Origin of the sequence: Streptomyces sp. ALI-76-A, assembly GCF_030287445.1 — a bacterium.
GTDB lineage: Bacteria > Actinomycetota > Actinomycetes > Streptomycetales > Streptomycetaceae > Streptomyces.
In genome coordinates this window covers 7366451-7392230 of record NZ_JASVWB010000002.1, presented here as the reverse complement: position 1 = coordinate 7392230, position 25780 = coordinate 7366451, and the positions used below count along the sequence as shown (strand labels likewise).

Sequence of the window (25780 nt, the reverse complement as noted above, 5' to 3'; positions counted from 1 at the left end):
TTGTCTTTCGCCTTTCCCCATGCCTCGGGTGCCTAGAGCGGGTGGAGTGGATTGGACCCCCCCTTGAAGCAAGCAATAGGCCCCCCACGTATGGAGGTTACTCACTTCAAGAGGGGAGCCTGTCAGTCGTACTCGGTACGCCTGTCACGGTATGTCGCTTACAGGACCGGTTAAGGGAATTAGCCTCACCGCAGGGCCGGGAAGTGTGATCAGAGCTAGGGGCCGCACGCCCGTCCCCTCTGCGGGAACACCGGTCCGGGCCTGCCTTCACCCGATCTGTCTGTCACTCGGTATGCCGTGCCCCACCGGGCTTCTCTACCTCCCGGTGGCTGAATCCGGGGTCGGCTTTTGTTGTGGCAGAGCCGTTCTCTTACTGCCGACTCGTCTGGACTCCCCAGGGCGTCAACCTGGGGCCGCAGGGCGGTTTCCTGGGGCCGCTCTCCCTTGGCATGTCGTTTCCCCCCGGTGCCATCCGTGGGGCCGTCCTACGCGGCCACGGCCCAAGATCGGCCGTGCCCGAGGGACGTTACTGTCATTTGAACTAGACGCGCAAGCTATACGCGAGTGATCAAGGCCACGCGTTTACACAGCTTCCAGAAGGCAGCTTCCCGCGCGAGCGTGACGAGATGGCCGGCCGAGGGGCCAGGGGGCCGCTACGCGGGCCGTACAGGGCCGTTCAGGGTGCGTGCGGACACAGAGAAGGCCCCCGCCGAAGCGGGGGCCTGTAGGGGCACCTGGGGCCTACTGGCCCCGGCGGTCCGTGAAGGTCTCGATCGTCTCCTGACCGGGGCGGACCGCGAACCGGGCGTTCTCGACGTGGTACGCGCCACCCGAGGGGATGACGCGGGTTATCCGACCGACGCAACCCCACCTGTGCCCGGTGACGTGAACCCGAGTGCCGACCTTCAGAAGCAGAACCTTGTACACGGGTCTTCCCTTCCCTTCGACCCCGAGGGGTCGTCTCGCTGACAAGGAAGACGATACTGTTATTTGGAATCCGGCGCAACGTTTAAACACGACGAAGGCCCCCGCCGAAGCGGGGGCCGTGGTCGAGCTGGTCGAGCTGGTCGAGCTGGTCGAGCTACGCGGCGTTCGCCTTCTCGTACGCCTCACGGATGGACGCGGGCACGCGGCCCCGGTCGTTCACCTCGAAGCCGTTGGCCTTCGCCCATTCCCGAATGGCGCCCGAGTCTTCGGCAGGCTTGCCGGTCCCGAGTCGGCGAACCGTTGCACGGCCCCCAGAGACCTTCCGGGCCGCACCGATGTACGGGGCCAGGGCCTCACGAAGCTTCGCGTTGTTGTCGTCGTTCAGGTCGATCTCGTAGGACTTCCCGTCGAGGGCGAAGAGAACCGTCTGACTCGCCTCGGAACCGTCAAGGTCGTCTTCGAGAGTCGTGATTACCTTCTGGGCCATGGTGTGTTCCTTCTTCGGGAAAAGTTCGATTACGTTCGTGGACTTCTTACCAGCGTGGCAACTACAGCCACAAGCTAGGCCGCTTACCGTGCGGACGGGGCAAGTTTCGTGATGCCCCGTCATGCACCACCCGAGACGCGTCACGGAGTGACTACCGTTCCGCCGTGCGCCCTGGCGTACGCCTTCAGGACGTTGTCAGGAATCCGCCCGGTGTCCTTCACCGTGAAGCCGTTCTGTCGCGCCCAGGACCGAATCACGGCGCTCGAATCCGTGGCCACGGTAACGGCCGGAACCTTCGCCACCGAGGCCGCGAAGATGGGGGCCTGAACCGCCGGGGGCTCCCAGGCCGGCCAGGGCTCATCCGACAGGGGCTCTTCGTCCTCCTGGCCGTCCTCGGCGACCAGCTCGACCAGCTCGGCCCCGACAGGCTCACGACGCTTCAGAAGGTGCGTGAACAGGTGGACGGCCAGGGGCACGGCCAGGGAGGGCACTCCGCGGATTACCGGCCCCGGAACGGTGTCCGGGAGGCTGTTCGACCAAAGCGAGTACGCGAAGAACAGGGCGGCCAGGGTCCACGGGTAGGCCGTGGCCTTCCACCCGTAGTCACGGAGCCTGTAGGCGACCCATACGGCCACCGTGACGAACCCTTCGACAATGAGCGGGTATATGGGGCTCAGGTCGTGGTTTCCGTCGCTCCCCAGGTAGACGCTCCGAAGAGCCTCATACGAGAGCGTGAACGCCCCCGCCGCAATACCGGCGACCACGCTAGCGGCGGCCTTATCCGTCTTCTGCACTGGATTCCCTTCCGGCCCTTCGGGCCGTTTCTCGCTGACATTGGGAACCTAGCACTTAGTCAGCCCGGATTTCAAGTCATAGCTTCCAAACAACAGGAAAGGGCACCCCTTCCAGGGTGCCCTTCGCTGCGCTCAGAGGTACAGAAGCTCTACCTTCACGGCCGTAATCTCGCATTCGGGCATCTGCCGCTTCGCGAAGATTTCGCGGCCCCTCTCCTCGGCCCGTCCCCGATCCTTGGCTTCTATCGCGTAGGTGAGCGTCAAGGCTCGACCCTGGTAGGTGTAGGAGAAGGTCAGGTAGTAGGTGTGGAGCGTGCTCGCTTGCATGGGGTGCCCTTTGGTCGGTACGGAATTCCGGGTAGGCAGGGGGCCTCTTTCGAGGCCCCCAGGTCGACTACTTCTCGACCTTCACCCACTTGAAGCGGTGAGCGTGGTTCGGGTTCTCGTCGCATCCCTTGTGCCAGACACAAACAAGCTTCCAGTTCGGGTCAAGGAAGTGCATTGCCGTTCCCCTTCACGTTGTGCACCGGGTCTTTCCCGGTGTCTCTCGCTGACAAGGAAGACGATACTAGTATTTGGAACGCCGCGCAAGCGTGTAAACGGTCCGGACATGAAGAAGGGGCCGGATTCTTCCGGCCCCTCAATCACTCGCCCTTCAGGGCCTCTTCAAGTTCGAGGCCGGCCGAGAGCCGGTTAGGCCAACCCATGCCGGTGGGGGCCGTCTTGATCGGGTTTCCGGCCAGGTCGGTGCACTGCCATACGCCCCGGTGCTTCATCACGTAGCCAATCGGCTTCGGGGCCTCCCCCGGTACGTCCACGACGACCCGGTGACGGCTCTTCCCCGCGCGCTCGAAGTACATTGCGTTTCCCTTCTCTCTGCTGACAAGGGCAACGTTACTATCATTTGGAATCGGGGGCAAGTTTAAACGGCCCCGGAAACGAAGAAGGCCCCCGCCGAAGCGGGGGACGAGGGCGGTTAGGCCACCCTCTTTATGTAGAACCGCTGGAGAGAACCGCGCGGGGCCTCCCCGCGCCGCTCACGGGCGGTCTGCTCCTCGTTCCAAGAGTGGCAACGCTCTTCGATCTCGGCGTACACGCCCGGACCCTCGTACACGTCGCCCTCGGGCCGACCGTGACCGAGAAGAACCCACTCACCGGAAACGTTCATCGCTCTTCCCCTTTGCTCCCACCGGGCGGTTCCCGGTGTCTCGCTGACAAGAGAAAGCTAGCACGTTTAAACGCAAATTCCAAATGACAGCTTCAGGGGGAAGAGAAGGCCCCCTTCCGGGGGCCGTTCCCTGTCAGCCTTCGTACTCGGCCACCCGGCGCGACCAGTACGCCCGAGCCGCTTCGGTGTTGCCCGACTTCGCAAGCTCGATGAAGTTCTTCGGGGCCTTACCGGGCTTCTTAGCGGGGGCCTGGGGCTTCTCCTCGGCCTGGGGCTTCTCGGCCATCTCAGGGGCCTTCACGGCCTTCTTCCGGGGCCGCTTCGGCTTCGCCTCGGCCTCGGCCGGCTGACCGTTCACGGCACCCGCAAAGATGACCGTTCCCGTACGGGAGTGAAGAACCTCTTCGCCAGTCTCCGCGTGAATCAGCTTCACAATCCCTCGGGGGTGAGACTCGACCTTGACCGGCACCAGTTCCCTCTTAGGGGCCTTCCGTCCGGCGGCCTTCCCGCCGAAGACGAACACGCCCTTCGAGTCGGCGACGTTGGCAGTCTCGGCAATCTTCATGGTCTGCATTTCGGTTCCCCTTCGGGCTGTTGCTATCTCTCGCTGACAGGGAAGAAGCTACCGCGTTTAAACGGGGCGTGTCAAATAACAGGTTCGAGCGGGGCCAGAAACGCCAAACGGCCCCCCGAAGGGGGCCGCCGGTTGGCCTGTCAGCCTCGCTCCATCTCCGTCCCCTTCGGGCAGAAGGGCATTCCGACTTCGAGCCACTTTTCAGTAGTCCGGAGGATCATCCCGCCACACTCGCACTTCTTAGAGCACTGAACCTTGACCATGCGGGTTCCCTGCTTCTTCGGGCCAGAGGAAACCGGGGGCTCTTCCGGGTCTTCCTCGGGGCCTTCCGGGGTCGGCTCCGTCTTCGGCTGGATCGGCTTACCCATCGGGTAAAGCGTGGCGTGAGCGTACGGGCCGAGGCCCTTAGCCAACTCCCGAAGCTTCTCGGTCAGTTCGGGGGTGGCAACCGTGGCAGTCATCTTGCCCGTAAGGCCGAGAGCCTTAGCGGCCTTCGCGAAGGCCCCCTTATGGCCGCTCTTGCAGTCGTCCGCAGCGTGCACCAGCTCATGAATCAGAACGTCGAGGACGCGGGCCGCATCGTTCATTTCGGGGCTGATGAAGATGTGGTTCACGCCATCTTCGGAAACTCGGCTAGCCCAGCACTGGCCGAGGATCGTAGCGCTTTCGCGCTTCGCGCCGTAGCCGAAGCCGACGCTGACGTGAATCTTCTCGGGAAGGGGAAACTCGATCTTCTCGAACTCGGGCCGCAGGGCCTCAATCGCCAGGTGAAGCCACTCTTCGCGGGTGATCTCTCGCATTGTTCTTCCCCTTCGTTACCCGGCCGGACTGTCCGGCCGTCTCGCTGACAGGAAGAACGTTACTCATATTTGGAATCTGTGTCAACGTTTAAACGGGCTGTTCCAGATGCTAGTATCAGGGCACACCAAAACGGCCCCCGCCGAAGCGGGGGCCGTCGCACCGACCTACTCAAGTGTCAGCGAGAGATAGGGGAAGGTGCGGGTTCGAGAGTACCGGAAGGTTCGTGGCGGAAGCTATCCGGACCGGGCTTCGAGGGCGCGGGCGTAGTTGTCGAGGGCGCGGGCGTCCGGCCGTAGGTGCCAGGTACCGCACCGAACTAAGCGGACACCGTGAAGGCCGTACAAGGCCTGAACGTCTCGGGCATAGGTGACGTGCCGCGCCTCGGGGTCGAGGCCGGCCGAACGGCACCACTGGCGGAACTGGGCTAGAGACCCTGCCAGGACTACAACGCGTTCAGGCACGGTCACCCGCGGCCCCCTCGGCGATGTACTCCGCCGACGCGTCCCGAGTGCCGATCACGCGCGTCACGGTGGTCTTCGCGTACTTCGCTGCGCTGTACTGACCCTTCATGCCGGACAGGCAACGCTTCACCTGCCGGTCAAGGCTCTCTTCCGTCTCGGCCTCGATCACGCGGGGAAACTTCGGGTAGTAGGCGTGCGGATTGTCGATGATCACTCGGGGCATACGGTGAACCTCCGGGTCTCTATCCCTGCCTTCTCGGCAAGTTGGGCGGTCATGGAAGCCCCTCGGCTTCCGTTTCGGATGAAGGCCAGGCAGATATCCGGCTGTAGCTCGACCAGCTCGACGTTCCGCAGGAACCCCGCGCGCTTCCCGTGCTGGTCCCAATCGGCGGGCCGCCGGATCACATGCATTCCGGTCGCCCTGGCGTATTCGTCGGCGAGAGCATCCGCCCCGGTGGGGCAGGCTCCGTGAATCAGTACGGCGTGATCGAAGGGCGTCTTCGCCTCATACAAAGCCCGGAACATCTCAAGCTCGATGGTCCGGGCGTCCTCCCAATCTCGGGAGCCTGTAACGAGAATCTTCAGGAGAACCGAACCTCTTCGCGGTCCGCGTAGCCCTTCTCAGCCTCGGCGAGAAGCATTTCCCACGCCATGCCCTGAGCGGCTTCCGTCGAGTGCGCGTCGTACACCCAGAAGTACGCGGCCTTCGAGCTACCGGAGAAGCCGAGTCGTTCGGCCCGGTACCGGCCCCGCCGGAACGGGGAGGTCGAATCGAGGTAGTACCGCGCGAACGGGCGGGTGTGGAATTCCTCGGCTACTTCTACGTCTCGGCTACTGCCGATCACCTTGCCGTGAAGCGGGCCGCCTACCGCAAGCCCCCTCAACAGTGGCTCCCGTCCACGTACACGGGCACCGGAACAACGGTGGTCGAGTGGCCGCCACTCCTCGGGGTCGAGGGACGGGCCGGGGCCGGGGCCGGCCGAGGGGCAGACGGCTTCGAGAAGGACGGAACGCGCGGGGCCGGGGCAGGGGCAGGGCGGGGAGCGCTGATCCCCATGGGGGCCGCACACGCGCTTTCCTGGTCACACGACACGATGCCGATAGCGGCCAGAAGAGCGGCGGCCAGGGCCACGGCAAGCCGCTTCGAGCGACTGAGCGTCTTTCGGGTCATTCGGCGGAGCCTTTCGGGAATTGGAAACGGAGGGGGGCCGGGACTCTTCACCGGCCGCCCTCCGCATTTCGTGTTTCTAGTATCGGGCGCCAGGGGTGGCGGTTTCAAATAGTAGCTTCAGTGCGAAGAAGAGGTGACGTACTGCGAATGCGCGTTCGTCATGGCGTCACGGCTTCCGGGGCCGGAATGCGCCTTAGCTTCCTGCTGACGCTTGACGACACTGTTGTTCAGCGTCCGTACGATCTTGTCGATAGCCCGAGAAAGCCGCATCGTTTCGGCCGAGGAAAGAGACTCACCCCGCTCGTATCGCTTCGCGATCACCTGGGAGTCGAGGACGGGCAGAAGGCTGTAAGCGCGGTCAAGGTCCCAAAGGGCGACGACGACACCCCCGGCGGCCACGGAAACGGCGTCATCCTTCGTCGGGGCCTTCTCCCAAAGCTCAGGCTGGAAAAACGCCTTCTCGAAGAGCTGTCGCACTTCCGAGGACGTGTAAACGTACTCCGCAGAGTGATAGATGTACGTGTACCGCTCTTTGCCCGCGTAGCTGACGGCGATCTTCCGGAAGTTGTTCCGAAGCTGTCCATCGGGATACTCGGCCCCCTCGTACACGGCTTCCTTCTCGACGACGTGAAGAAGAATCTCCTGCCGAATGTCCTCGGCCTCGATACCGGGGTACTCCTCGGCCACTCGACGCGCGACACCCTCGGCAATCTTCGTGTACTTCGTCCAGTCAATCATTTGCGAGTCTCCTAAGTGGCCTACTGGCCGTAAGTCTTGCCTTCGACCACGAAGGTTCCGTTCGGCTTAATGAACACCGGGGCAGGGGTGACCCGGTTCTTATCGACGTACAGGATTCCGAAGCCCTGATTCCAGTTCGCGTGACCGGCCTTCAGGTAGCTTGCGCTCTTCAGGTCCATAAGGTTTCCGACCTCGAACCCGAAGCGTTCCTTGACCAGCTTGGAATTCACGGCCATGTGTTCGTGCTGGATTCCGAGCTTGTGAGTGTGGCCGCACACGACCGAATAGCCCCACCTACGGGCCAGGGCCAGGGCGGTACCGCCGGGAGCGCGGGAACTCCCCCCTTCGTCGCCGTGGGCGAGAAGCCAACCGGGGGCAATCTCATAAGGCTCTTCGTGGTAGGTGATCCCGTACTTCTCGAAGTCGAGAAGGGACGGCACTTCGAGGGCCTTCAAGCCCATAAGGCCAGGGGCACGGGAACGGACGTAGTTAAGGGGCCGGTCCATGTGGTTCGAGCGGCTTACGTGAATCGGTCCGTCGTGAACGGCCCGCAGGCCGGCCAGGACCCGCTTCCCCGCGTCACAGTGCGCCTGAAGATCCCCCTTGTACTCCCCCGCCATTCCTCGGGTCCAACGGCTGATCTGGGGGAAGTCGACTTCATCCCCCACGCTCGCTATCTCGTCCGGCTTGTACTCGGCCAGGAAGCCGAGGACGTTACGAACGGCCCGCTTGTCGTGGTAGGGAATCTGCATGTCGGACAGAACAACAATGCGCTTCACAGGCTAACGCCCTTCTCTCGAAGAGCGTCTTCGAGTCTTTTCAATCGGATATCCAGCATGGCCGCATAGACGGCCAGGTCTTGAGCTTCTTCACGGGCGTACGTCACCAGCTCGACCAGCGGCATGGTTTCGAACTTCTGGCCCTCGGGTTCCTCGTACTGTTCGGCCCCGATACCGAGGATTCGCCCTCGGCACTGCCGGATGAAGTGACCAACTTCGTCGGCTAGTTCGTCACTCGTCATCTCTTGATCTCCAGTTGGTCTAGAAGGGCCTCGGGGCCGTTGGCCAGTACGAAGCTGTTCACGTCGTGTCCGGCCGGCATGGGGGATATTCGAGCGTTCTTGATCTGTTCGGCGACCTTCTCGGCGAACTCCATCCCCTGTCCCTTGTCGTCCTGATCGGCGAGGATGTACACGGCTCGATAGCCCTTGAAGCACCGGGCGAAGTAGCTTTTCCACGCGCTCACACCCGCGATCCCAACGGCCGGAATACCGGCCAGGGTGGCGGTCATCGCGTCGAATTCGCCTTCACAGATGGCGATATGGTCGGAGGGGACGAGAAGCGCATTCGCGTTGAAGATGCGGGGAGGGTCACCGGGAACGCTGCGGTACTTCGGGCCTTCCCCATCGCCTAGGCGACGGAATCGCACGGTCACCACACCGGCCCGAGTGAGGTAGGGAACGGCTAGCATCCCTCGGGACGTTTCATGCCCCGGCAAGGGGCTTTCGACGTACCCCAGCCTGAAGAAGGCTGCGTTGTCCTCGGACAGGCCGCGAGTCTTCAAATACTCCACGGCGACGGGGCTTCTCGTTAGATCCCCCTCGTATCGCGCCGTAGCTTCCTCCAAGAAGCTTTTCAGCGCAGGATCGGGTACAAGAGAAATCGTTGCATCCTTCCTGGTCGGCGATCACGTCGAAGCTGTCGCCCGAGATATCGCAAGCGAAGCACCGAAAGCGGTTCTCTTCGGTACACACGGAAGCCGAGGCATTTCGGTCTTCGTGAAAGGGGCACTTCATCTTTCGGAAGCGCGACCCTTCCGGAACGTCTGTGGCTCCGTAGTGCTCTAGCACTTCCGCTATCGGCGGCTTCTCCATCCGCCCTCACATTCCAAATACTAGTTTCGGACGGGTGGCGGAATCAAAGAGTCGGGAAGACCTGAATCCGTGCGCCCGGTTCGCTGCGGTCGGCGAAGACCTTCCGGGCGTCGAGAACGACGACCAGGGCGTCATCCTCGAAGGCCCCGCCGGCCTTCAGGCCGTCGAGGGTCGAGCGACAGAGCTTGTCGAGGTCGGGATACTTCGCCGGGTACCGAGGGGCATCCGGCCTGAGCTGGTCGGCGAACCGACCGGTGCGGTAATGGCTCTTCGGCCGCTTCAGTCGGAACACGACGGAGACACCGACATACGGCCAGGGGCCGAAGGTGTGGTTCAGGGCCTCGGCCGCAATGGCGTTACGCCACGGCTTGACCTTCTTCGAGGACTCCACCATTCGGCCCCCGCCAACGTGCCTCTTACTGCCCTGGGGGGCAGGGGTGCCGATCACGTCTATCTCGATCACCCGGTGAGCCTCATTCGCTCCATGTCGGCATCGAGATAAAGGATCATCGCGCCGGAAGCGTCCGCCTTCCCCGTACGGTTCTTGACGACGGAAACGCCCATCTGGCGGGAACCGTCTTCGCCGATCCGGTGAAGGGTCAGGATCATTTCCGGCACGCGGCCTATCTGCCCCTTGATCTGAGACAGGGGAACGGGCTGGTTGCCGTCGTTGCTGTCGCCCTTTACGTGGTGCAGGGCGACCACGCACGCGCCCGTCATGCGGGCAAGTTCATGCAGGTACTCACACACCTTTTCCAGGGCGACGTAAGAGTTACTGTCGCCCTCGGCATCCGGCACCACGTTGGAAATGTTGTCCACGATGATCAGTTCGGGCCAGGCCCCGTAAGTGACCGCGAAAGCCTTCAGCTCGGCTTCGAGGTCATCAATGGTGAGACTGGCGGTGAAGTCCCACCGGAGATGATCGAGGCCGTCTAGCTGAGCTTCTACGGCGTTCGTCTTGCCGTGCTCTAGGGCGTTCTCGATATCCCTGGTCGACCAGCCCGAGACGTTCGCAGCACAACGAACGAACATGGTTTGAGGGTCGGTATCCGCGCTGAAGTAGAAGGCCGGTACGCGGGCATGTAGGGCCAGGGCCATGCTCAGGGCGGACTTACCGACACCGGGGGCCGCAGAGATGATCGTGAACTGTCCTCGGCGGAAGTGCACGGTATTCGCGGCGAAGGTCTTAAAGAGCGTGGGAAGGGGTTCGCCGGTCTTACCGGCGTCGCCCTTAGCTCGAACAATCGTGTACAAGGGCGATCCTTCGAGAGTTCTTAGACGGACGCCCAGACAGGCAGGGGGGCACAGTTGCGGTAGCGGCTCGCCCGGAATTCGCCGGTCGTGGCGATCAGTCCGCGCTTCGCGGCTCGACGCATCACGGGGCCGAGGGCGCGCGGCTCACGCGGCTTGATCAAGCCCAGGTCCCACAGGTCATCCGTGGTGAAGTCGTCGAGAACGCCGGACACTTCGGCGACGAAGCCGAGGGCGTATCGCTTCCACTCGTCATCCGCGTTCTTGTCGACCTGGGCGATAGCAGCGTCACGGGTCTTCTGGGCGTCGAGGTTCGTAGGCATGGGGCACTCCGCGGGGGTGTGTAAACGGGCATGAAGAGGGCGCGTTGGGCGGCCTTACGGCCTGGCAGTCGCGCCCCTACCATTCCAAATATGAGCTTCGGGCCTACTTAATGAACTCCAGGCCGCACGCGTCCGGGGTGCCCTGCGGGGCCGGGCAACCCCAGGCACGCCAGGTGCCAGGCTTGTTCCGGTAGGGCTTCTCGATGAAGCGCTTCGTGCCGTGCGGGCACGTCGGCGGAGTGCCGTAGGGGGTCTGGCCGGCCGGAGCCTGGGAAGGGGCCTGAGCGCCGTTCTGGCCGCCTCGGTCGTAGCTTCCGGGGTGCTCGACCGGACGCGCCCCGAGCTGAGCCCCTAGGATCTCCTCGGCCCGAAGGGCGGTCACGGCCTCACCGATAAGGGCGGACACGCCAGACTGAGAGAAGCCGTTCAGAAGGTCGACCAGCTCAGTCTGGGAATCGGCCTTGACGACAACCCACGTAGCGTCATGGCCGCCGTGGCTCTTCATGGTCACGGTGAACTTCTCGGGGGTGTCAGACATTCACACTCTCCTGATAGGGGTATTGGCGGGCGTCGACTCCGTTGAAGTCGCAGTAACGCCGAACCGTGCAGGTACGGCACGCGTCGCCAGGATTGGGAAGGAACAGGCCGAGACGAACGGCCTTATCCATGTTGCGGAACCATCGGGTGACCTTCTCTAGCGAGTAGTCCTGAAGGTTCCAAGCGTCCGTAGGGGCGTTGTTCTTCGCCATGAAGTAATCGCCGAAGCCGGGCTTCTCGCCGAACATGTCGTTCACGGCGTGGTCGTAGATGGCTAGCTGAAAAGCCGTGTCGGGAAGCTTCGTGCCGGTCTTCAGGTCCCTTACCCGAAGGTGGCCATCCGGGTATTCAACGATCTGATCAATGAAGCCCCGGATCAGGATTCCGCCGAGGTCGAGCGTGAAGCCGAGTTCGACGGCCGGCTGACCTTCGATCGGTTCCCATACGCGTTCGGGGGCTTCTATCGCGTACTCGAAGTACGCTTCTACCTGATCCCGTCCACGCTTCCGGCGGTTCTTGATATCCGTCTCGGGCTTCGTGGTGCCACCGGTGAGCCATCGGGAAGTATCGGGCTCGACGGCCAGGGCGGCGGCCATGTCCCGTTCCCAGGCTTCTTCGAACCATTCGCCCATCTGGTCGGGGCCGTAGGCCCGGTGGCTCTTCTCCCACTTCTCTACGGCTTCGTGGTAGGCCGTTCCCTGAATGAACCACGCGGCTTGATTCTGCGGGGCCTTAGCGACCTTCTCTAGCCGGTAAGCCTCACCGCAGCGTACGAAGCTCCCGTACTGCGATACGGAGCGATGCGTTACGGGTTCGCCCACGGTCACGCCCCGGCGGGGGTCGGGTTGCCGGTGGCGACGTTCTCGATCTCGCCGAGGAACGCGGCCATGGTCACGATGTCCACGAAGGTCGGAACGGTGCTGTTCGAGAGGCGGACGGTAGCGCCGTGCACGACCAGCTCGACGACGTTTCGGCCGAGGCCCGCGTCATAGATGGGGCGCACGGTGACCGCGCGGCCGTCAACGTCGGTGAAGCTCTTCGCGGGGGTGTTCTTCGAGGGACCGAAGGCAGTCATGTGATTCTCTCTCTCGTTCCAAATATGAGCTTCAGGGCAAACGGAAGGGGCACCCTGGGGGAGGTGCCCCTAGAAGTCTTTTAAGTTGTGCACGGCCTAGTGGAAGACCCAACAAGCCGTAGTGTACTCGTCGTCATGTCCGCACCCGAGAGTGTCACTCGGGTATCCCTTCAGGGGAACCGCGTCATTCGGGGACATGGACCGAGCTATTTCGTAATCCTCTTCTTCTGCGTTCTGTCGACAGTACGCGAATTCCATTCGCGTTCCGTTCGCGTATCTCAGTCTCGCAACCGAGAGCACTTTCGGCAGGTCGTACAGAACATCAACGCCCTGAAGATCGTCCCCCGCATTGTTGAGGTCCAATCCTTGAGAGCTATCTACCAACATGGGCGTTCCCCGAGGCCGTTACTTCTTCCGCACACTGCCAACCTGTGACCCCTGGTCCCTGTGAGGTTGGTGTCTAAAAACTGTAACCGGAAACCTTCACTCCGCGTACACATACCGGACGGCATTGGTTCACCTGTTACGTGTTCGTAACGCGGAAAACTGAACGCGGGAGTAAGTAAGGCGGACCTTACCTAGGCGGCCAGTCCCGTCATTCGGCGAAGTCGGTCCGCCAAAGTCTTACGGGGGATGCTGAGTTCACGGGCCATGGCCGAGATGGAGATGCCTTCAGCGTGCATCCGTCGGATGCGAGCGTTGTTCAGCTCTTCGACCATAATGACCAAAAAGCGCTGAGCAGTGCGCCTCTCCTCGGGGGTCATGCCACCCCAAACGCCGAACTCCTCATCTTTACCCAACTCGGCACACTCGGTGCGAACCGGGCAGAAGCCGCACGCTTCTTTCGCCTGGGCTATATCCTCGGCCCTTTCCGAAAACCAAAGGTCCGGATCGGCCTCGCAGGAATTCGACAAGACGCCTCACTTATGCCGGGGTTTCGTTTGCTCGGTTTCGCTCACGTCCCCGACTTTCTCGCCGGTTCCTCCGTGGCCTTCCCTCGCTGACATGTATATCTTCGCTCGATGCCCCTGGCGGAGTCAAATGATAGTTTCAGAACACAGCAAGGCCGCCCCCATACAGGGGCGGCCCATCGGTGCACGCGCAGGTTTGGTTTAAACGGGCTAAGCGGTGCCCGAAGGGTCGACCACCTTCGAAGAGTCGTTCCGCTTCTTCTCTTCCTCGAAGCGAATGAGGCTGTCGCCATCCGAAGGCCGGCGCTTCGAGTAGTACCAACCGCCCGTAGGGCTAGCCGGATTGGGGGCCTGCTCGCGGTTGTAGCAGACCACAACGTCAGCGGCTTTGAGTTCTTCAAGCCACTTATCCAACATGCGCTCTTTCACGGCAGGAATCGGATCGTTCTGCTCTCGGCGCGAGTAGAGACGGAGCATGGCGTTCGGTCGGGCCTGGGCGTGCTCGGTCTTCACAGTCCAAGGAATGTAGCGGCTGTGATCCGGGCGGGCCTTCGAGATCTTGGCATCACGCAACTGAAGGTAGACGGCACCCTTCGTGACGCCGTACATCTCGCCGATCTGCTCATAGGTCATGCCCTGGGCGCGCAGAGAGCGCAACACGTCGCTCGATGGGAGCTGTCTAGGGGCCGGCATAGGGGGAAACCCTTCAGGTCTGACGGTCGGAACTAGTTGATCAAGGTAGGGAAGTGCGCAACTAGCTGTCAACTGGAAGCTTGGCTAGCGGCCAGCGTCTAGCTTCGAGTCGAGTATAGAACGCGTAGAGCTTCGAAGGTTGTACGACTAGGAAAGAAAACCTAGTTTGACGTGCGCCTCTATTCGGATACTTGTTCGAATGACACGTTCGAACGGCCCTTGACCGAGCTGTCAGGGAGGCGTACGTTACGCGAAAGACCGCGCGTTTCCGCAGGTCAGAGGGCTAACGATAGTTGTCGTAGAACAGCGGCATCTGGACGACCTTGCCGCTCGCGTCGTACGTCTTGAGCTGACTCTCGTTGCCGCGCCCGCAGCAGGAGTAGTACGGGCTGGCGTCCATGATCACGGGAATCCTGCGGCCCTGCTGGGCGGGTTCGCGCGGCCGGACGATGTCCGCCGCGACCCGGTCGGTCCGCCCGTCACCGTCGCCGTCGAGTCCGGTGTCCACCCAGACGGCCTCCCGGACGGCGTTGTCGTACGAGTGGACGGGCCGGCTCTCGCGCGGGGCGGCGTGGGCCGCGGCCGGGGTGAGAAGGGCGGCCATCAGGGCTGCTGGGGCCACCGCGGCGAGCGATCTCCAGGTCGTTGAGCGCATGCGTGTCGGCATGCGCGGACGGTACATCGGTCAACTCCCGTGCAGAAAGGGGGCGTCAGCGCGCGTGGTGCGGTCGGGACGTCCGCGCGGGGATGACGGCCGAATGGCATGCGTGTGACAGCGGCGGCCATGGACAGGTCCGGGCCCACAGGGACTCAATAGGCTGCGAACGGACTTCGGGCACCTACGACTTGGAGCTTTCGTGCACCGCAGAATCTTCGCGCCGGGCGCTCTCGCCGCGGCCTCGCTGCTGCTGGCGATCCCGGCGTCGGCCGCGAGCCACTCCCCCGGCGCACCGGGCATCGGTGACCCCTACTACCCGGACTACGGCAACGGCGGATACGACGTCTCCCACTACGACCTGCGGCTCAAGTACCAGCCGCGGACGGACGAGTTGCAGGGGACGGCGACGCTGCTGGCCCGCACCACGCAGGACCTGTCGCGGTTCGACCTGGACTTCCTGCTGGACGTCAGCGAGGTGCGGGTGGACGGCGTGCGCGCGGCGTTCGCCACCTCCGGCGAGCACGAACTGGAGATCACGCCGAAGACCCCGCTGGCCAAGGGCACCGCGGTCACGATCGTGGTGCGCTACAGCGGTGTGCCGTCGTCGAAGCGGGCGTACGGCTTCACCAACTGGCTGCGCACACCGGACGGCGGGGTCGCGGCGAACGAGCCGGAGGCGGCCTGGTGGTGGTTCCCCAGCAACGACCACCCCCTCGACAAGGCCACCTACGACGTGTCGGCGCAGGTGCCCGACGGCACCCAGGCCATCTCCAACGGCACGCTCCAGTCGACGAGTTCACGGGCCGGCTGGACGCGGTACAGCTGGCGGTCGAACAAGCCGCAGGCCACGTATCTCGCGACGCTGGCCGTCGGCCGGTTCGACGTCACGACCGGGACGACCGAGAGCGGCGTTCCGGTCCTGAACGCCTACAGCAAGGACCTGGGCGACCACGCCGGCGCGGCCCGGGCGAGCATCGAGCGGACCGGGGAGATCGCGGACTGGCTGACCGGGTACTTCGGGCCGTATCCGTACAACGCGCTCGGCGGGTACGTCCCGAACGTGACCACCGGGTACGCGCTGGAGACGCAGACCCGGCCCTTCTACAGCCCCCGGCAGTTCGCGAACGGGTCGAACACCTCCGTGGTCGTGCACGAGCTGGCCCACCAGTGGTACGGCGACCTGGTGTCCGTCGCGGGCTGGAAGGACATCTGGATCAACGAGGGCTTCGCGCGGTACGCGCAGTGGCTGTGGTCCGAGCACGAGGGCGAGGGCACCACGCGGGAGCTCGCCGACCACGTGTACGCCTCGCACCCGGCCGACGACCCGTTCTGGACGGTGCGGCCCGGTGATCCGGGGCCGGAGAACCAGTTCCATCTCGCGGTCTACGACCGGGGCGCGCTAGCTGTGCAGGCGCTGCGCGAGGAGATCGGCGACGAGGCGTTCTTCGCCGTCCTGAAGGGCTGGCCGCGGACGTATGCGCACGGCAACGCGTCGGTGGCCGACTTCCGGGAGTACGCCGAACAGGTGTCCGGCACATCGTTGGCCGCGCTGTTCGACACCTGGCTGTACCAGCCGGTGAAGCCGACGGCGGCCGCGGCCCGCGACGCGTCCGTGGCGCGGGGTGCGGCGGTGGCCGTACCGCCGAAGTCGTGGGCGAAGATCGCGGCGACGAACGGCGTGCACGCGCGGTGAGACTCGCGTGCGCCCGGGGTCCGGGGGCCGTCGGGCTGAGCGTGGTGGGTGGGTGCGGGTCGTGGGCGCTGGTCGCGCGGTTTCCCGCGCCCCTCGGGGGCCTCCCTGGGCGTTCGCCGGCAGAGCCGAGGGCGGGGAAGCGGGCGGCACCACCGGCACACGCGCACCTGTCCGCTACTTCGTGAAGCCGGACAGTTCGTTGTCCGCCGTCTGCGACACCCTGCGTCGGACGCCGAACCAGCCGGCGATCAGCAGGAGGGCGATGACGGGGATGAGGAGCAGGGTCCTGCGGCCGATCTCGGGGTCGTTGGCCATCATGCCGAGGCAGGCGAGGAGGAAGGCGATCGTGGTGATCTCCGTGGCCGGGCTGAACGGCAGGCGGAAGGAGGGGCGGGCCAGCAGACCGGCCCGGGCCCGGCGGACGAAGACCAGGTGGCACACCATGATGCTCACCCAGGTGCTGATGATGCCCAGGGAGGCGACGTTCAGCACGATCTCGAAGGCCTGGCTGGGCATGAGGTAGTTCAGGCCGACGCCGAGCACGCACACCCCGCAGGTCAGCAGGATGCCGCCGTAGGGCACCTGGCTGCGGTTCATCCGGGCGGTGAACCGTGGCGCCGAGCCCGCCATCGCCATGGAACGCAGGATGCGCCCGGTGGAGTACAGGCCCGAGTTCAGGGACGACATGGCGGCGGTCAGCACCACCAGGTTCATCACGTCGCCGGCCGCCGGGACGCCGATCTTCGACAGGACCGTGACGAAGGGGCTCTCGTCGGCCGAGTAGGCGGAGCCGGGCAGGAGGAGGGCGAGGAGGACGACCGAGCCGACGTAGAACAGGCCGACCCGCCACATGATGGAGTTCACCGCGCGCGGGACGACCTTCTCCGGCTCGGCGGTCTCGCCCGCGGCGACGCCGACCAGTTCCAGGGCGGCGTACGCGAAGATCACGCCCTGCATCACGAGGACGACCGGCAGCACACCGTGCGGAAGGACGCCGCCGTTGTCGGTGATCACGCTCGTGCCCGGGGTCCGCCCGCCCACCTCGCGCTGGGTGGCCAGCAGGAAGACGCCGATCAGCATGAACCCGACGAGGGTGGCCACCTTGATGATCGCGAACCAGAACTCCATCTCGCCGAAGTACTTCACCGAGATCAGGTTCACCGCGAGGACCACCGCGAGGGCGATCAGGGCGAGCACCCACTGCGGGATGTCGGTGAACAGGCTCCAGTAGTGCGTGTACAGCGCGATGGCGGTGATGTCGGCGATCCCGGTCGTCGACCAGTTCAGGAAGTACATCCAGCCGGCGACGTACGCGCCCTTCTCGCCGAGGAACTCGCGCGCGTACGACACGAACGAGCCGGAGGAGGGACGGTAGAGGACGAGTTCGCCGAGCGCCCGCACCACGAAGAAGGCGAAGACGCCGCAGACGAGATAGGCGAGCGCGAGCGCGGGGCCCGCGCTGTGCAGACGGCCGCCGGCGCCCAGGAAGAGGCCGGTGCCGATCGCGCCGCCGATGGCGATCATGTTGACGTGACGGGCCTTGAGGTCCTTGCTGTAGCCGGCGTCGCCCGCGTCCGCGGGCACCTGTGCCACGTCGGTGCGGGAGGCGACCTGTGCCGATTCCACGGCGTCCTTGCTCACGGGTGGTTCCACTCTCTGGTGCGCCCCCGGCGGGTCCCGCTCGGGTGTCCGGACGTGTCGCGGCGCGCGTCCCCGGTCGGGGCACGGGCCGACGGGGCGCCTTCCCCCGGCAGGCGCCCGGCACGCGATGGCACACCTCACACGGCGAAACCTTCACAGGGGCACCGAGGGCCCCCGGCGGAACTCCGGAGAAGCTTCACATCGTCGGTGACACAGCTTCGGTGAGACAGCGATACTGCTGCACATGACGACCGACACCGGGGAGCCGACCCTCACGATCGACGAGCTGGCCGCGCGCGCGGGGGTCACGGTCCGCACGGTCCGCTTCTACGGCACCAAGGGTCTGCTGCCCCCGCCGGAGCTCGGTCCACGGCGCGTCGGTCACTACGGGCGGGACCACCTCGCGCGGCTCGCTCTCATCGAGGAGTTGCAGCAGCAGGGCATGACACTGGCGGCCATCGAGCGCTACCTGGACCGGCTGCCGCCCGGACTGAGCCCGCACGACCTCGCCATCCACCGCGCCGTGGTGGCCTCCTGGGCCCCGGACACGGTGGAGACGGTCACCCGGGAGGAACTCCAGCGGCGGGCGGGGCGGGAGCTGGACGACGACGAGGTGGCGCGGCTCGCCGCGATGGACGTGGTCCGGGCCGACGACGGCGACGGCGGTGACGGCGGTGACGGCGGTGACGGGTACCGCGTCGATCTCGGGCTGCTGCGGCTCGGCGTGCGGCTGCTCGACGTACCGCTGTCGCAGGAGGCGATCCTCGCGTCGCGGCAGGTGCTCGTCGAGCACTCGCGGGCGGCGGCGCGCGAGCTGGCGCGGCTCTTCCACGACGAGGTCGCGGAGCGGGACGCGCGGGACGTGAGATCGCTGTCCGAGCACATGCGGCCCTTGGTGGTGCAGGCGCTGCTGACCACCTTCCAGCGGTCGCTGAAGGAGGAGCTGCGCGAGTGGCTCACGCCCGCGCGGGCGCCGGTGGCCGGGTCACCCGGCACGTCGAGCGCCTCGGAGCCGGCCGTGGGCCGGTCCGCCTGACACGCCCGGCGCACCGGGTCAGCGTGAGCCGGTCCGCCTGACACGTCGAGCACGGCCACCCGGTAGCCGCGTCCGGCGAGTGCGACGGCGAGCTCCTGTCCGAGGCCCTGTGCCGCTCCGGTCACCGGCGTGGTCCGCGTCTCCGTGGGCCGAGTGCGGTGACCGGCGGGCGGGGCACAAGGGGGCGTCCCGGCCGTCGGGACGCCCGGGCGCGGGGCGGGCGGGCTGTGGCGGGCGGGCGCCGCACCCGCCCGCGTCCGCGCGGTCAGCGGTTGTCGCTGAAGGTCTCCCCCTTCTCCGCCTTGTCGACCAGCAGCGCCGGAGGCGTGAACCGCTCCCCGTAGCGCTCGGCGAGTTCACGCGCGCGTGCCACGAAGGCGGGCAGGCCCGCACCCGCCCCGGTGCCGCCGTCGTAGCCGTTGATGTATTGCAGGACCCCGCCGGTCCAGCCCGGGAAGCCGATGCCGAGGATCGAGCCGATGTTGGCGTCCGCGACGGAGGTCAGCACGCCCTCTTCGAGGAGCCTGACGGTGTCGAGCGCCTCGGCGAACAGCATGCGTTCCTGCATGTCCCGGAAGGGGATCTCGGCTCCCGCGCGCGTGAAGTGCTCGCGCAGGCCCGGCCACAGTCCCGTCCGCCCGCCGTCCTCCCCGTACGCGTAGAAGCCCGCGCCGCCGCTGCGGCCGGTGCGCCCGAACTCGTCGACCATGCGGTCGATGACGGCGTCGGCGGGGTGGGGCGTCCAGGTGCCGCCCGTCTCCTCGACCGCCCGCCTGGTCTCCTGGCGGATCCTGCGGGCGAGGGTGAGCGTCAGCTCGTCCATCAGGGACAGCACCTTGGCCGGGTAGCCCGCCTGGGCCGCCGCCTGCTCGACCGACGCGGGCTCGATGCCCTCGCCGACCATCGCGACCCCCTCGTTGAGGAAGTGCCCGATGACGCGGGAGGTGAAGAAGCCGCGCGAGTCGTTGACGACGATCGGCGTCTTGTTGATCTGCCGGACCAGGTCGAAGGCGCGCGCGAGGGCTTCGTCGCCGGTGCGTTCGCCCTTGATGATCTCGACGAGGGGCATCCGGTCGACCGGCGAGAAGAAGTGCAGTCCGATGAAGTCGGCCTGGCGCTCCACGCCTTCGGCCAGCGCGGTGATGGGCAGGGTGGAGGTGTTGGAGCAGAGCAGCGCGTCCGGCTCGACGAGGTGCTGGATCTCCTGGAACACCTTGTGCTTGAGCGAGGTGTCCTCGAAGACGGCCTCGATGACGGCGTCGCAGCCCGCGAGGTCGGCGGGGTCGGCCGTCGGGGTGATGCGCCCGAGCAGCGTGTCCGCCTTCTCCTGGGTGGTACGGCCCCGGGTCACGGCCTTGGCGCACAGCTTCTCGGAGTGCCCCTTGCCCTTGACGGCCGCTTCCAGGGACACGTCCTTCAGGACGACGTCGATGCCCGCGCGGGCGCACGCGTAGGCGATGCCCGCGCCCATCATCCCGGCGCCGAGGACGGCGACCCTGCGGACCTGGCGGGACTCGTGTCCCTTCGGGCGGTTGGCGCCGGAGTTGACGGCCTGGAGGTCGAAGAAGAACGCCTGGATCATGTTCTTCGAGGTCTGGCCGGCGGCCAGTTCGACGAAGTAGCGGGCCTCGACGACCTGCGCGGTCTCGAAGTCGACCTGGGAGCCCTCGACGGCGGCGGCGAGGATGCTCCGCGGGGCCGGGTAGGGGGCGCCGTCGGTCTGCTTGCGCAGCGTGGCCGGGAAGGCGGGCAGGTTCGCCGCGAACTTGGGGTGGGCGGGGGTGCCGCCCGGGATGCGGTAGCCCGGCCGGTCCCAGGGCTGCCGGGACTCGGGGTGTGCCTCGATGTAGGCGCGGGCCTTGGCGAGCAGCTCCTCCCGCGTGGCGGCCACGTCGTCGACCAGGCCGTTCTCCAGGGCGCGCCGCGGGCTGTACTGGGTGCCCTGGAGGAGGACCTTCAGCAGCGCGTCGGCGATGCCGAGCAGGCGTACCGCGCGGACGACGCCGCCGCCTCCGGGGAGCAGGCCCAGGGTGACCTCGGGGCAGCCGATCTTCGAGCCGGGCGCGTCCAGGGCGATGCGGTGATGGCAGGCGAGGGCGATCTCGTAGCCGCCGCCGAGGGCCGCGCCGTTCAGGGCGGCGACGACCGGCTTGCCGAGGGTCTCGATGCGGCGCAGGTTCCGCTTGATCGCCATGCCGCCGTCGAACAGGTCCTGGGCGGTCTCGGGCGTGACCCGGATCAGGTCGCGCAGGTCGCCACCGGCGAAGAAGGTCTTCTTCGCGGAGGTGACGATGATGCCGCGGATGGTGTCCTTCTCGGCCTCCAGGCGGTCGGTGATCACCGCGAGGGAGTCGCGGAACGCCTGGTTCATGGTGTTCGCGGACTGGTGCGGGTCGTCGAGGACGAGGGTGACGACGCCGGTGCGGTCCTGTTCCCAGCGGATGGTGGTGCTCTGTGTCATGAAGGGTCTCCGTAGAGGTCTCTCGGTTCCGAATTCCGCCGGGGATTCAGACGCGTTCGACGATCGTGGCGATGCCCATGCCGCCGCCGACGCACAGGGTGGCGAGGCCGTACCGCTTGTCCTGGCGCTCCAGTTCGTCGACGAGGGAGCCGAGGATCATGGCGCCGGTGGCACCGAGCGGGTGGCCCAGCGCGATGGCGCCGCCGTTGACGTTGACCTTGTCGAGGGTCAGGCCCATGTCCTTCACGAAGCGCAGGACGACCGCCGCGAAGGCCTCGTTGATCTCGACCAGGTCGATGTCGTCGATGGTCAGCCCGGCCCGTGCGAGCGCCTTGCGGGTGGCGGGCGCGGGGCCGGTGAGCATGATGGTGGGCTCGGAGCCGGAGACGGCGGCGGAGACGATCCGCGCGCGCGGGGTGAGCCCGTGGCGCTCGCCGATCTCCTTCGAGCCGATGGCGACCAGCGAGGCGCCGTCGACGATGCCGGAGGAGTTGCCCGCGTGGTGGACGTGGTCGATCTTCTCCACCCAGTGGTACTTCTGCAGGGCCACGGCGTCGAAGCCGCCCAGGTCTCCGATGTCCGCGAAGGACGGCTTCAGCGTGGCCAGCGAGTCGGCGGTGGTGCCGGGGCGCGGGTGCTCGTCGTGGTCGAGGACGACCAGCCCGGCGCGGTCCTTCACGGGGACGACGGAACGGTCGAAGCGGCCCTCCTTCCAGGCGGTGGCCGCCCGCTCCTGCGAGAGGGCGGCGTACTCGTCGACGTCCCGCCGGGAGAAGCCCTCGATGGTGGCGATGAGGTCGGCGCCGATGCCCTGCGGCACGAAGTTGACGGCGAGGTTCGTCATCGGGTCGTTGAACCAGGCGCCGCCGTCCGAGGCCATCGGCACCCGGGACATGGACTCCACGCCGCCCGCGAGGACCAGGTCCTCCCAGCCCGAACGGATCTTCGCTGCGGCCATGTTGACGGCTTCCAGGCCCGAGGCACAGAAGCGGTTCTCCTGGACGCCCGCGACCGTGTCCGGCAGTCCGGCGGCGATGGCGGCGATCCGGGCGATGTCGGAGCCCTGGTCGCCGACCGGGCCGACGACGCCCAGGACGATGTCGTCGACGGCGGCCGGGTCCAGACCCGGGAAGCGGTCACGGATCTCGTGGATGAGCCCGACGACCAGGTCGATGGGCTTGGTGCCGTGCAGGGCGCCGCTCGCCTTGCCGCGGCCGCGCGGGGTGCGGATCGCGTCGTACACGTACGCTTCGGTGCTCACAGGTCAAGCCTTTCGGGGGAGAAGTCGTCGTGCTCGGGGGTGAGGATCCGCCGCTTCATTCGGGGCCCTTCAGGAGGTCCGGTACGTCCCAGTCGCGGGCCACGTCCGCCGTGTCGGCGCCGGGCCGGGCGGGGCCGGCGCGGACCGCCGTCGGGGTCGCCGAGAAGCGGGGGGCGGGCGCGGGCTGGGTGATGCCGCCGTGGTCGGTGAAGGTGCCGCGCGCGGCGAGGTGCGGGTGGTGCGGGGCCTCGCGCAGCGACAGGACGGGGGCCACGCAGGCGTCGGTGCCCTCGAAGACCTCCGTCCACTCGTCGCGGGTACGGGTCCTGAAGCGGGCGGCGACCGCCTCGCGCAGTTCGCTCCAGCGGGTCCAGTCCTTGCGGGCCGTGGCGAAGTCCGTGAGGCCGAGCAGGTCCAGGAACGTGTCGTAGAACTGCGGTTCGAGGGCGCCGACCGCCATGTGACGGCCGTCGGCGGTCTCGTAGGTGCCGTAGTAGGGGCAGCCGCCGTCCAGGAGGTTGGCCCCGCGCCGGTCCTGCCAGCCGCCGGCGGCGAGCATGCCGTGGATCATCGCGGAGAGGTGGGCGGTGCCGTCGACGATGGCGGCGTCCACGACCTGGCCGGTGCCGCTCGCGCGCGCGTGGTGGAGGGCGGCGAGGATTCCGACGACGAGGTAGAGGGAGCCGCCCGCGTAGTCCCCGAGCAGGTTGGCGGGGACGGCAGGGGGCCCGTCCGGGGCACCGATCATGCCGAGGGTGCCGGTGACGGCGATGTAGGCGATGTCGTGGCCCGCGCGTGCGGCGAGGGGGCCCTGCTGGCCCCAGCCGGTCATCCGGCCGTAGACGAGGCGCGGGTTGCGGGCGTGGCACGCCTCGGGGCCGACGCCGAGGCGTTCGGCGACCTGGGGCCGGTAGCCCTCGACGAGGATGTCGGCGTGCGCGGCGAGGTCCAGGACGCGGGCGGGGCCGTCGGCCGCCTTCAGGTCGACGATCACCGAGCGCTTGTTCCGGTTGGTGACGTCGTACGCGGGATCGATCGCGAGTCCGGGGCCGCCGGGCCGGTCCACGCGGACCACGTCGGCGCCCAGGTCGGCGAGGAGCATGGCGGCGAACGGGCCGGGCCCGATACCGGCCAGCTCGACCACGCGCACGCCGGTGAGCGGGCCCTGCCCTGGCGTCGTTGCCATCCAGCCCCCAGAGATGTGACACAACCGATGTAACACCAGTGATGCTAGGAACGCCGTACGGCCGGCACAAGACCTGGGCGAGCAAGCGCTCAGTTGGCCCGCCGTCCCTCAGCGCGCGTCCAGCTCCGCCGTCCGTCGCTTCGTGGCTATCGCGCGGTAGCTCTCCTCCACCCAGTCGCACAGCAGCTCGGCGGCGGGGGCGCCCTGCGGCTCCAGCGGGACCCTCACCCAGCCGGACTTCCCGAGGCCGTACCCGGCGGGTTCGGCACCCGGGCAGGTCAGCGCGTGGGCATGGGCGGCCTCGTCCTTGAGCTTGACCGTCACGCCCAGCGGATAGCCGCCGTCGGTGACGCCGAGGAAGACGAACACCTTCTTGTCGACCTTGGCGACGCTCTCGCCCCAGGGGAACTCCTCCGTCGCGCCGGGCATCGCGAGCGCGAACGCGCGCACTTTCTCCCATTTCCTCAGGGCGCTCTTCGGCACGGCCACCTGTGCCACCTCCGGCCTCGTTGTCGGGCACCGCACTCCTCACGCTAGCCTCGGCCACCGACAACGGCGCGTGCGACGAGACCAAGGGGTGTCATGAGCAGGACGAACAGAGCGGATCGTCCGTACGACATCGTGCTCTTCGGAGCCACCGGCTTCGTGGGGACGCTCACCGCGGAGTACCTGGCCGCGCACGCCCCCGAGGGGCTGCGCTGGGCGATCGCCGGACGCAGCGAGGCGAAACTCCGGGAACTGCGCCAGCGGCTGCCCGGCGGCACGGACGTCGGGGTGCTGCGGGCGGACGTGGCCGACCCGGCCTCGCTGCGCGCGCTCGCCGAGCACGCGCGCGTGGTGGCCACGACGGTGGGCCCCTACGTGACGTACGGCGAGGAGCTGGTCGCCGCGTGCGCGGACACCGGCACGGACTGTCTCGACCTCACGGGGGAGCCGGAGTTCGTGGACCTGACGTACGTCCGTCACGACGCCCGCGCGCGGGAGACGGGCGCGCGGCTGGTGCACGCCTGCGGGTTCGACTCGGTGCCGCACGACCTGGGGGTGTACTTCACGGTCCGCCGGCTGCCCGAGGGGGTGCCGCTCAGGGTGGACGGGTTCGTGACGGCGGACGCGGCCTTCTCGGGCGGCACCTTCGCCTCGGCGCTCAACCAGGTCGCGCGCGGACGGCGGATGATCGCCGCCGCCCGGGACCGGGGCCGGCACGAGCCCCGGCTGATCGGCCGGCGGGTCTCCGCTCCGACCGGAGCACCACGTTTCGCACCGGAGGTCGGTGCCTGGGCGCTGCCGCTGCCGACGATCGACGCGCAGGTCGTCCGGCGCTCCGCGCGGGCGCTGGAACGGTACGGACCCGACTTCCGCTACCGCGAGTACGCGGCGGTACGGCGCCTGCCGGTGGCGGTGGGCGGGGTCGCGGCGGTGGGCGCGGTGCTGGCCGCCGCCCAACTGCCGCCCGCGCGGCGCTGGCTGTCCGCCCGGCTCAAGCCCGGGGAGGGGCCGGGTCCGGAGAAGCGCGCGAAGAGCTGGTTCCGGGTGCGGTTCGTCGGCGAGGGCGGCGGCCGGCGGGTGTGCACGGAGGTCGCGGGCGGCGACCCCGGGTACGGAGAGACGGCGAAGATGTTCGCCGAGTCGGCGATGTCCCTCGCCCTCGACGACCTGCCGCCGAGCGCCGGTCAGGTCACCACGGCGGTCGCGATGGGCGACGCGCTGACCGAGCGACTGCGCCGGGCGGGGATCACGTTCCGGGTCGTCGCGACCCGCTGACCGGTCCTACGACGGCCACTGGACGACGGTGTAGATCATGCCGCCGATCCAGGCGAGTCCCGCCACCACGGCGAGGATCAGCGCGGCGGTCACGGCACGCTCGACGGGCCGTTCGGGGTCGGCGAGGGGCTGGGGGGCACGGTGTGTCGTCATGCGCCCCAGCCTGCCGAGGGCATGCGTGTCCGCACATCCGTACAGGTACTCAGACGAGGTACTCAGGCCGCTTCCGGCGGACCGGCACTGTCGGCGGGCCGTCGGTGGCGGCTGGTTGCCTCCCCGGTAGGCCGTCGGCCTCCTGC

32 protein-coding genes and 1 pseudogene are annotated in these 25780 nt (G+C 66.9%); 3 read left to right on the top strand and 30 right to left on the bottom strand.

Annotation, left to right across the window (positions count from 1 at the left end):
* Positions 1–1081: 1081 nt before the first annotated feature.
* The 24 genes and pseudogenes from QQS16_RS33680 to QQS16_RS33570 form a co-directional block, all read right to left on the bottom strand.
* Complete coding sequence (locus tag QQS16_RS33680) at positions 1082–1414, bottom strand: histone-like nucleoid-structuring protein Lsr2 (RefSeq protein ID WP_286065836.1); 333 nt, start codon at positions 1412–1414, stop codon at positions 1082–1084.
* A gap of 140 nt (positions 1415–1554) precedes the next feature.
* A complete protein-coding gene (locus QQS16_RS33675) occupies positions 1555–2208 on the bottom strand; it encodes a DUF2637 domain-containing protein (protein ID WP_286065835.1) in 654 nt (217 codons plus the stop codon).
* 132 nt (positions 2209–2340) lie between these two features.
* Complete coding sequence (locus tag QQS16_RS33670) at positions 2341–2535, bottom strand: hypothetical protein (protein ID WP_286065834.1); 195 nt, start codon at positions 2533–2535, stop codon at positions 2341–2343.
* A gap of 317 nt (positions 2536–2852) precedes the next feature.
* The gene (locus QQS16_RS33665; RefSeq protein WP_286065833.1) at positions 2853–3068 is read right to left on the bottom strand and encodes a hypothetical protein; all 216 of its coding nucleotides are present in this window, start codon (positions 3066–3068) and stop codon (positions 2853–2855) included.
* 116 nt (positions 3069–3184) lie between these two features.
* Positions 3185–3376 carry a hypothetical protein gene (locus tag QQS16_RS33660; protein ID WP_286065832.1) on the bottom strand — a complete coding sequence of 64 codons (192 nt, stop codon included), beginning with the start codon at positions 3374–3376 and terminating at the stop codon, positions 3185–3187.
* 133 nt (positions 3377–3509) lie between these two features.
* A complete protein-coding gene (locus QQS16_RS33655; protein ID WP_286065831.1) occupies positions 3510–3950 on the bottom strand; it encodes a dihydrolipoyllysine-residue succinyltransferase component of 2-oxoglutarate dehydrogenase complex in 441 nt (146 codons plus the stop codon).
* A 140-nt stretch (positions 3951–4090) separates the two neighbouring features.
* Positions 4091–4750, bottom strand: a complete 660-nt coding sequence (locus QQS16_RS33650; protein ID WP_286065830.1) for a SprT-like domain-containing protein — start codon at positions 4748–4750, stop codon at positions 4091–4093.
* Between the two features lie 454 nt (positions 4751–5204).
* Positions 5205–5426, bottom strand: a complete 222-nt coding sequence (locus tag QQS16_RS33645; protein ID WP_286065829.1) for a hypothetical protein — start codon at positions 5424–5426, stop codon at positions 5205–5207.
* Positions 5423–5791 carry a DUF2493 domain-containing protein gene (locus tag QQS16_RS33640; protein WP_286066543.1) on the bottom strand — a complete coding sequence of 123 codons (369 nt, stop codon included), beginning with the start codon at positions 5789–5791 and terminating at the stop codon, positions 5423–5425. The genes QQS16_RS33645 and QQS16_RS33640 overlap by 4 nt, the downstream gene beginning before the upstream one ends.
* Positions 5792–5793: 2 nt before the next feature.
* Positions 5794–6096, bottom strand: a complete 303-nt coding sequence (locus QQS16_RS33635; protein WP_286065828.1) for a hypothetical protein — start codon at positions 6094–6096, stop codon at positions 5794–5796.
* Between the two features lie 404 nt (positions 6097–6500).
* Positions 6501–7121, bottom strand: coding sequence for a hypothetical protein (locus QQS16_RS33630; protein ID WP_286065827.1), 621 nt, complete (start codon positions 7119–7121; stop codon positions 6501–6503).
* Positions 7122–7141: 20 nt separating this feature from the next.
* The gene (locus QQS16_RS33625; RefSeq protein ID WP_286065826.1) at positions 7142–7900 is read right to left on the bottom strand and encodes a hypothetical protein; all 759 of its coding nucleotides are present in this window, start codon (positions 7898–7900) and stop codon (positions 7142–7144) included.
* Positions 7897–8142 (bottom strand): hypothetical protein, encoded by a 246-nt coding sequence (locus QQS16_RS33620; RefSeq protein ID WP_286065825.1) that lies wholly within the window; start codon positions 8140–8142, stop codon positions 7897–7899. Before QQS16_RS33620 ends, QQS16_RS33625 begins: the two co-directional genes overlap by 4 nt.
* Entirely contained in the window at positions 8139–8693 is a 555-nt protein-coding gene (locus tag QQS16_RS33615) for a toprim domain-containing protein (protein WP_286065824.1), read from the bottom strand. The genes QQS16_RS33620 and QQS16_RS33615 overlap by 4 nt, the downstream gene beginning before the upstream one ends.
* Entirely contained in the window at positions 8605–8994 is a 390-nt protein-coding gene (locus tag QQS16_RS43605; protein WP_353479709.1) for a CHC2 zinc finger domain-containing protein, read from the bottom strand. Before QQS16_RS43605 ends, QQS16_RS33615 begins: the two co-directional genes overlap by 89 nt.
* Positions 8995–9037: 43 nt before the next feature.
* The gene (locus QQS16_RS33610; RefSeq protein ID WP_286065823.1) at positions 9038–9457 is read right to left on the bottom strand and encodes a RusA family crossover junction endodeoxyribonuclease; all 420 of its coding nucleotides are present in this window, start codon (positions 9455–9457) and stop codon (positions 9038–9040) included.
* Positions 9454–10248, bottom strand: a complete 795-nt coding sequence (locus QQS16_RS33605; RefSeq protein WP_286065822.1) for a DnaB-like helicase C-terminal domain-containing protein — start codon at positions 10246–10248, stop codon at positions 9454–9456. Before QQS16_RS33605 ends, QQS16_RS33610 begins: the two co-directional genes overlap by 4 nt.
* A 20-nt stretch (positions 10249–10268) precedes the next feature.
* Positions 10269–10568, bottom strand: coding sequence for a hypothetical protein (locus tag QQS16_RS33600; RefSeq protein ID WP_286065821.1), 300 nt, complete (start codon positions 10566–10568; stop codon positions 10269–10271).
* A gap of 103 nt (positions 10569–10671) precedes the next feature.
* Positions 10672–11106, bottom strand: coding sequence for a D29-gp49 family protein (locus tag QQS16_RS33595; RefSeq protein WP_286065820.1), 435 nt, complete (start codon positions 11104–11106; stop codon positions 10672–10674).
* Complete coding sequence (locus tag QQS16_RS33590; protein WP_286065819.1) at positions 11099–11926, bottom strand: RecB family exonuclease; 828 nt, start codon at positions 11924–11926, stop codon at positions 11099–11101. The genes QQS16_RS33595 and QQS16_RS33590 overlap by 8 nt, the downstream gene beginning before the upstream one ends.
* A gap of 2 nt (positions 11927–11928) precedes the next feature.
* Positions 11929–12180 carry a hypothetical protein gene (locus tag QQS16_RS33585; protein WP_286065818.1) on the bottom strand — a complete coding sequence of 84 codons (252 nt, stop codon included), beginning with the start codon at positions 12178–12180 and terminating at the stop codon, positions 11929–11931.
* Positions 12181–12758: 578 nt separating this feature from the next.
* Positions 12759–13094: a WhiB family transcriptional regulator gene (locus tag QQS16_RS33580; RefSeq protein ID WP_286065817.1), complete on the bottom strand. Its 336-nt coding sequence runs from the start codon at positions 13092–13094 to the stop codon at positions 12759–12761.
* Between the two features lie 207 nt (positions 13095–13301).
* The gene (locus QQS16_RS33575) at positions 13302–13751 is read right to left on the bottom strand and encodes a hypothetical protein (RefSeq protein WP_286065816.1); all 450 of its coding nucleotides are present in this window, start codon (positions 13749–13751) and stop codon (positions 13302–13304) included.
* Between the two features lie 322 nt (positions 13752–14073).
* Positions 14074–14451, bottom strand: a pseudogene (locus tag QQS16_RS33570) (CocE/NonD family hydrolase); the annotation flags it as partial.
* Between the two features lie 190 nt (positions 14452–14641).
* Here QQS16_RS33570 and QQS16_RS33565 point away from each other — a divergent pair.
* Positions 14642–16135: a M1 family metallopeptidase gene (locus QQS16_RS33565; RefSeq protein WP_286065815.1), complete on the top strand. Its 1494-nt coding sequence runs from the start codon at positions 14642–14644 to the stop codon at positions 16133–16135.
* Positions 16136–16309: 174 nt separating this feature from the next.
* Here the strand turns inward: QQS16_RS33565 and QQS16_RS33560 are convergent, their stop codons facing one another.
* Entirely contained in the window at positions 16310–17776 is a 1467-nt protein-coding gene (locus QQS16_RS33560; RefSeq protein WP_286065814.1) for an amino acid permease, read from the bottom strand.
* Positions 17777–18020: 244 nt separating this feature from the next.
* Between QQS16_RS33560 and QQS16_RS33555 the strand changes: the two genes are divergently transcribed.
* Positions 18021–18812: a MerR family transcriptional regulator gene (locus QQS16_RS33555; protein ID WP_286065813.1), complete on the top strand. Its 792-nt coding sequence runs from the start codon at positions 18021–18023 to the stop codon at positions 18810–18812.
* 265 nt (positions 18813–19077) lie between these two features.
* On the opposite strand, the gene QQS16_RS33550 is transcribed toward QQS16_RS33555, so the two are convergent.
* From QQS16_RS33550 to QQS16_RS33535, 4 genes are all read right to left on the bottom strand, one after another.
* Positions 19078–21273, bottom strand: a complete 2196-nt coding sequence (locus QQS16_RS33550; protein ID WP_286065812.1) for a 3-hydroxyacyl-CoA dehydrogenase NAD-binding domain-containing protein — start codon at positions 21271–21273, stop codon at positions 19078–19080.
* Between the two features lie 46 nt (positions 21274–21319).
* A complete protein-coding gene (locus tag QQS16_RS33545; RefSeq protein WP_286065811.1) occupies positions 21320–22534 on the bottom strand; it encodes an acetyl-CoA C-acetyltransferase in 1215 nt (404 codons plus the stop codon).
* 55 nt (positions 22535–22589) lie between these two features.
* Positions 22590–23720 (bottom strand): CaiB/BaiF CoA transferase family protein, encoded by a 1131-nt coding sequence (locus QQS16_RS33540; protein ID WP_286065810.1) that lies wholly within the window; start codon positions 23718–23720, stop codon positions 22590–22592.
* Positions 23721–23828: 108 nt separating this feature from the next.
* Complete coding sequence (locus QQS16_RS33535; RefSeq protein ID WP_286065809.1) at positions 23829–24209, bottom strand: MmcQ/YjbR family DNA-binding protein; 381 nt, start codon at positions 24207–24209, stop codon at positions 23829–23831.
* Positions 24210–24302: 93 nt separating this feature from the next.
* On the opposite strand from QQS16_RS33535, the gene QQS16_RS33530 reads away from it, so the two are divergent.
* Positions 24303–25481, top strand: a complete 1179-nt coding sequence (locus tag QQS16_RS33530; protein ID WP_286065808.1) for a saccharopine dehydrogenase family protein — start codon at positions 24303–24305, stop codon at positions 25479–25481.
* A 6-nt stretch (positions 25482–25487) separates the two neighbouring features.
* On the opposite strand, the gene mmpA is transcribed toward QQS16_RS33530, so the two are convergent.
* On the bottom strand, positions 25488–25634 hold the full coding sequence (gene mmpA, locus QQS16_RS33525; RefSeq protein ID WP_286065807.1) for a morphogenic membrane protein MmpA: 147 nt from the start codon (positions 25632–25634) through the stop codon (positions 25488–25490).
* Positions 25635–25780: the final 146 nt, after the last annotated feature.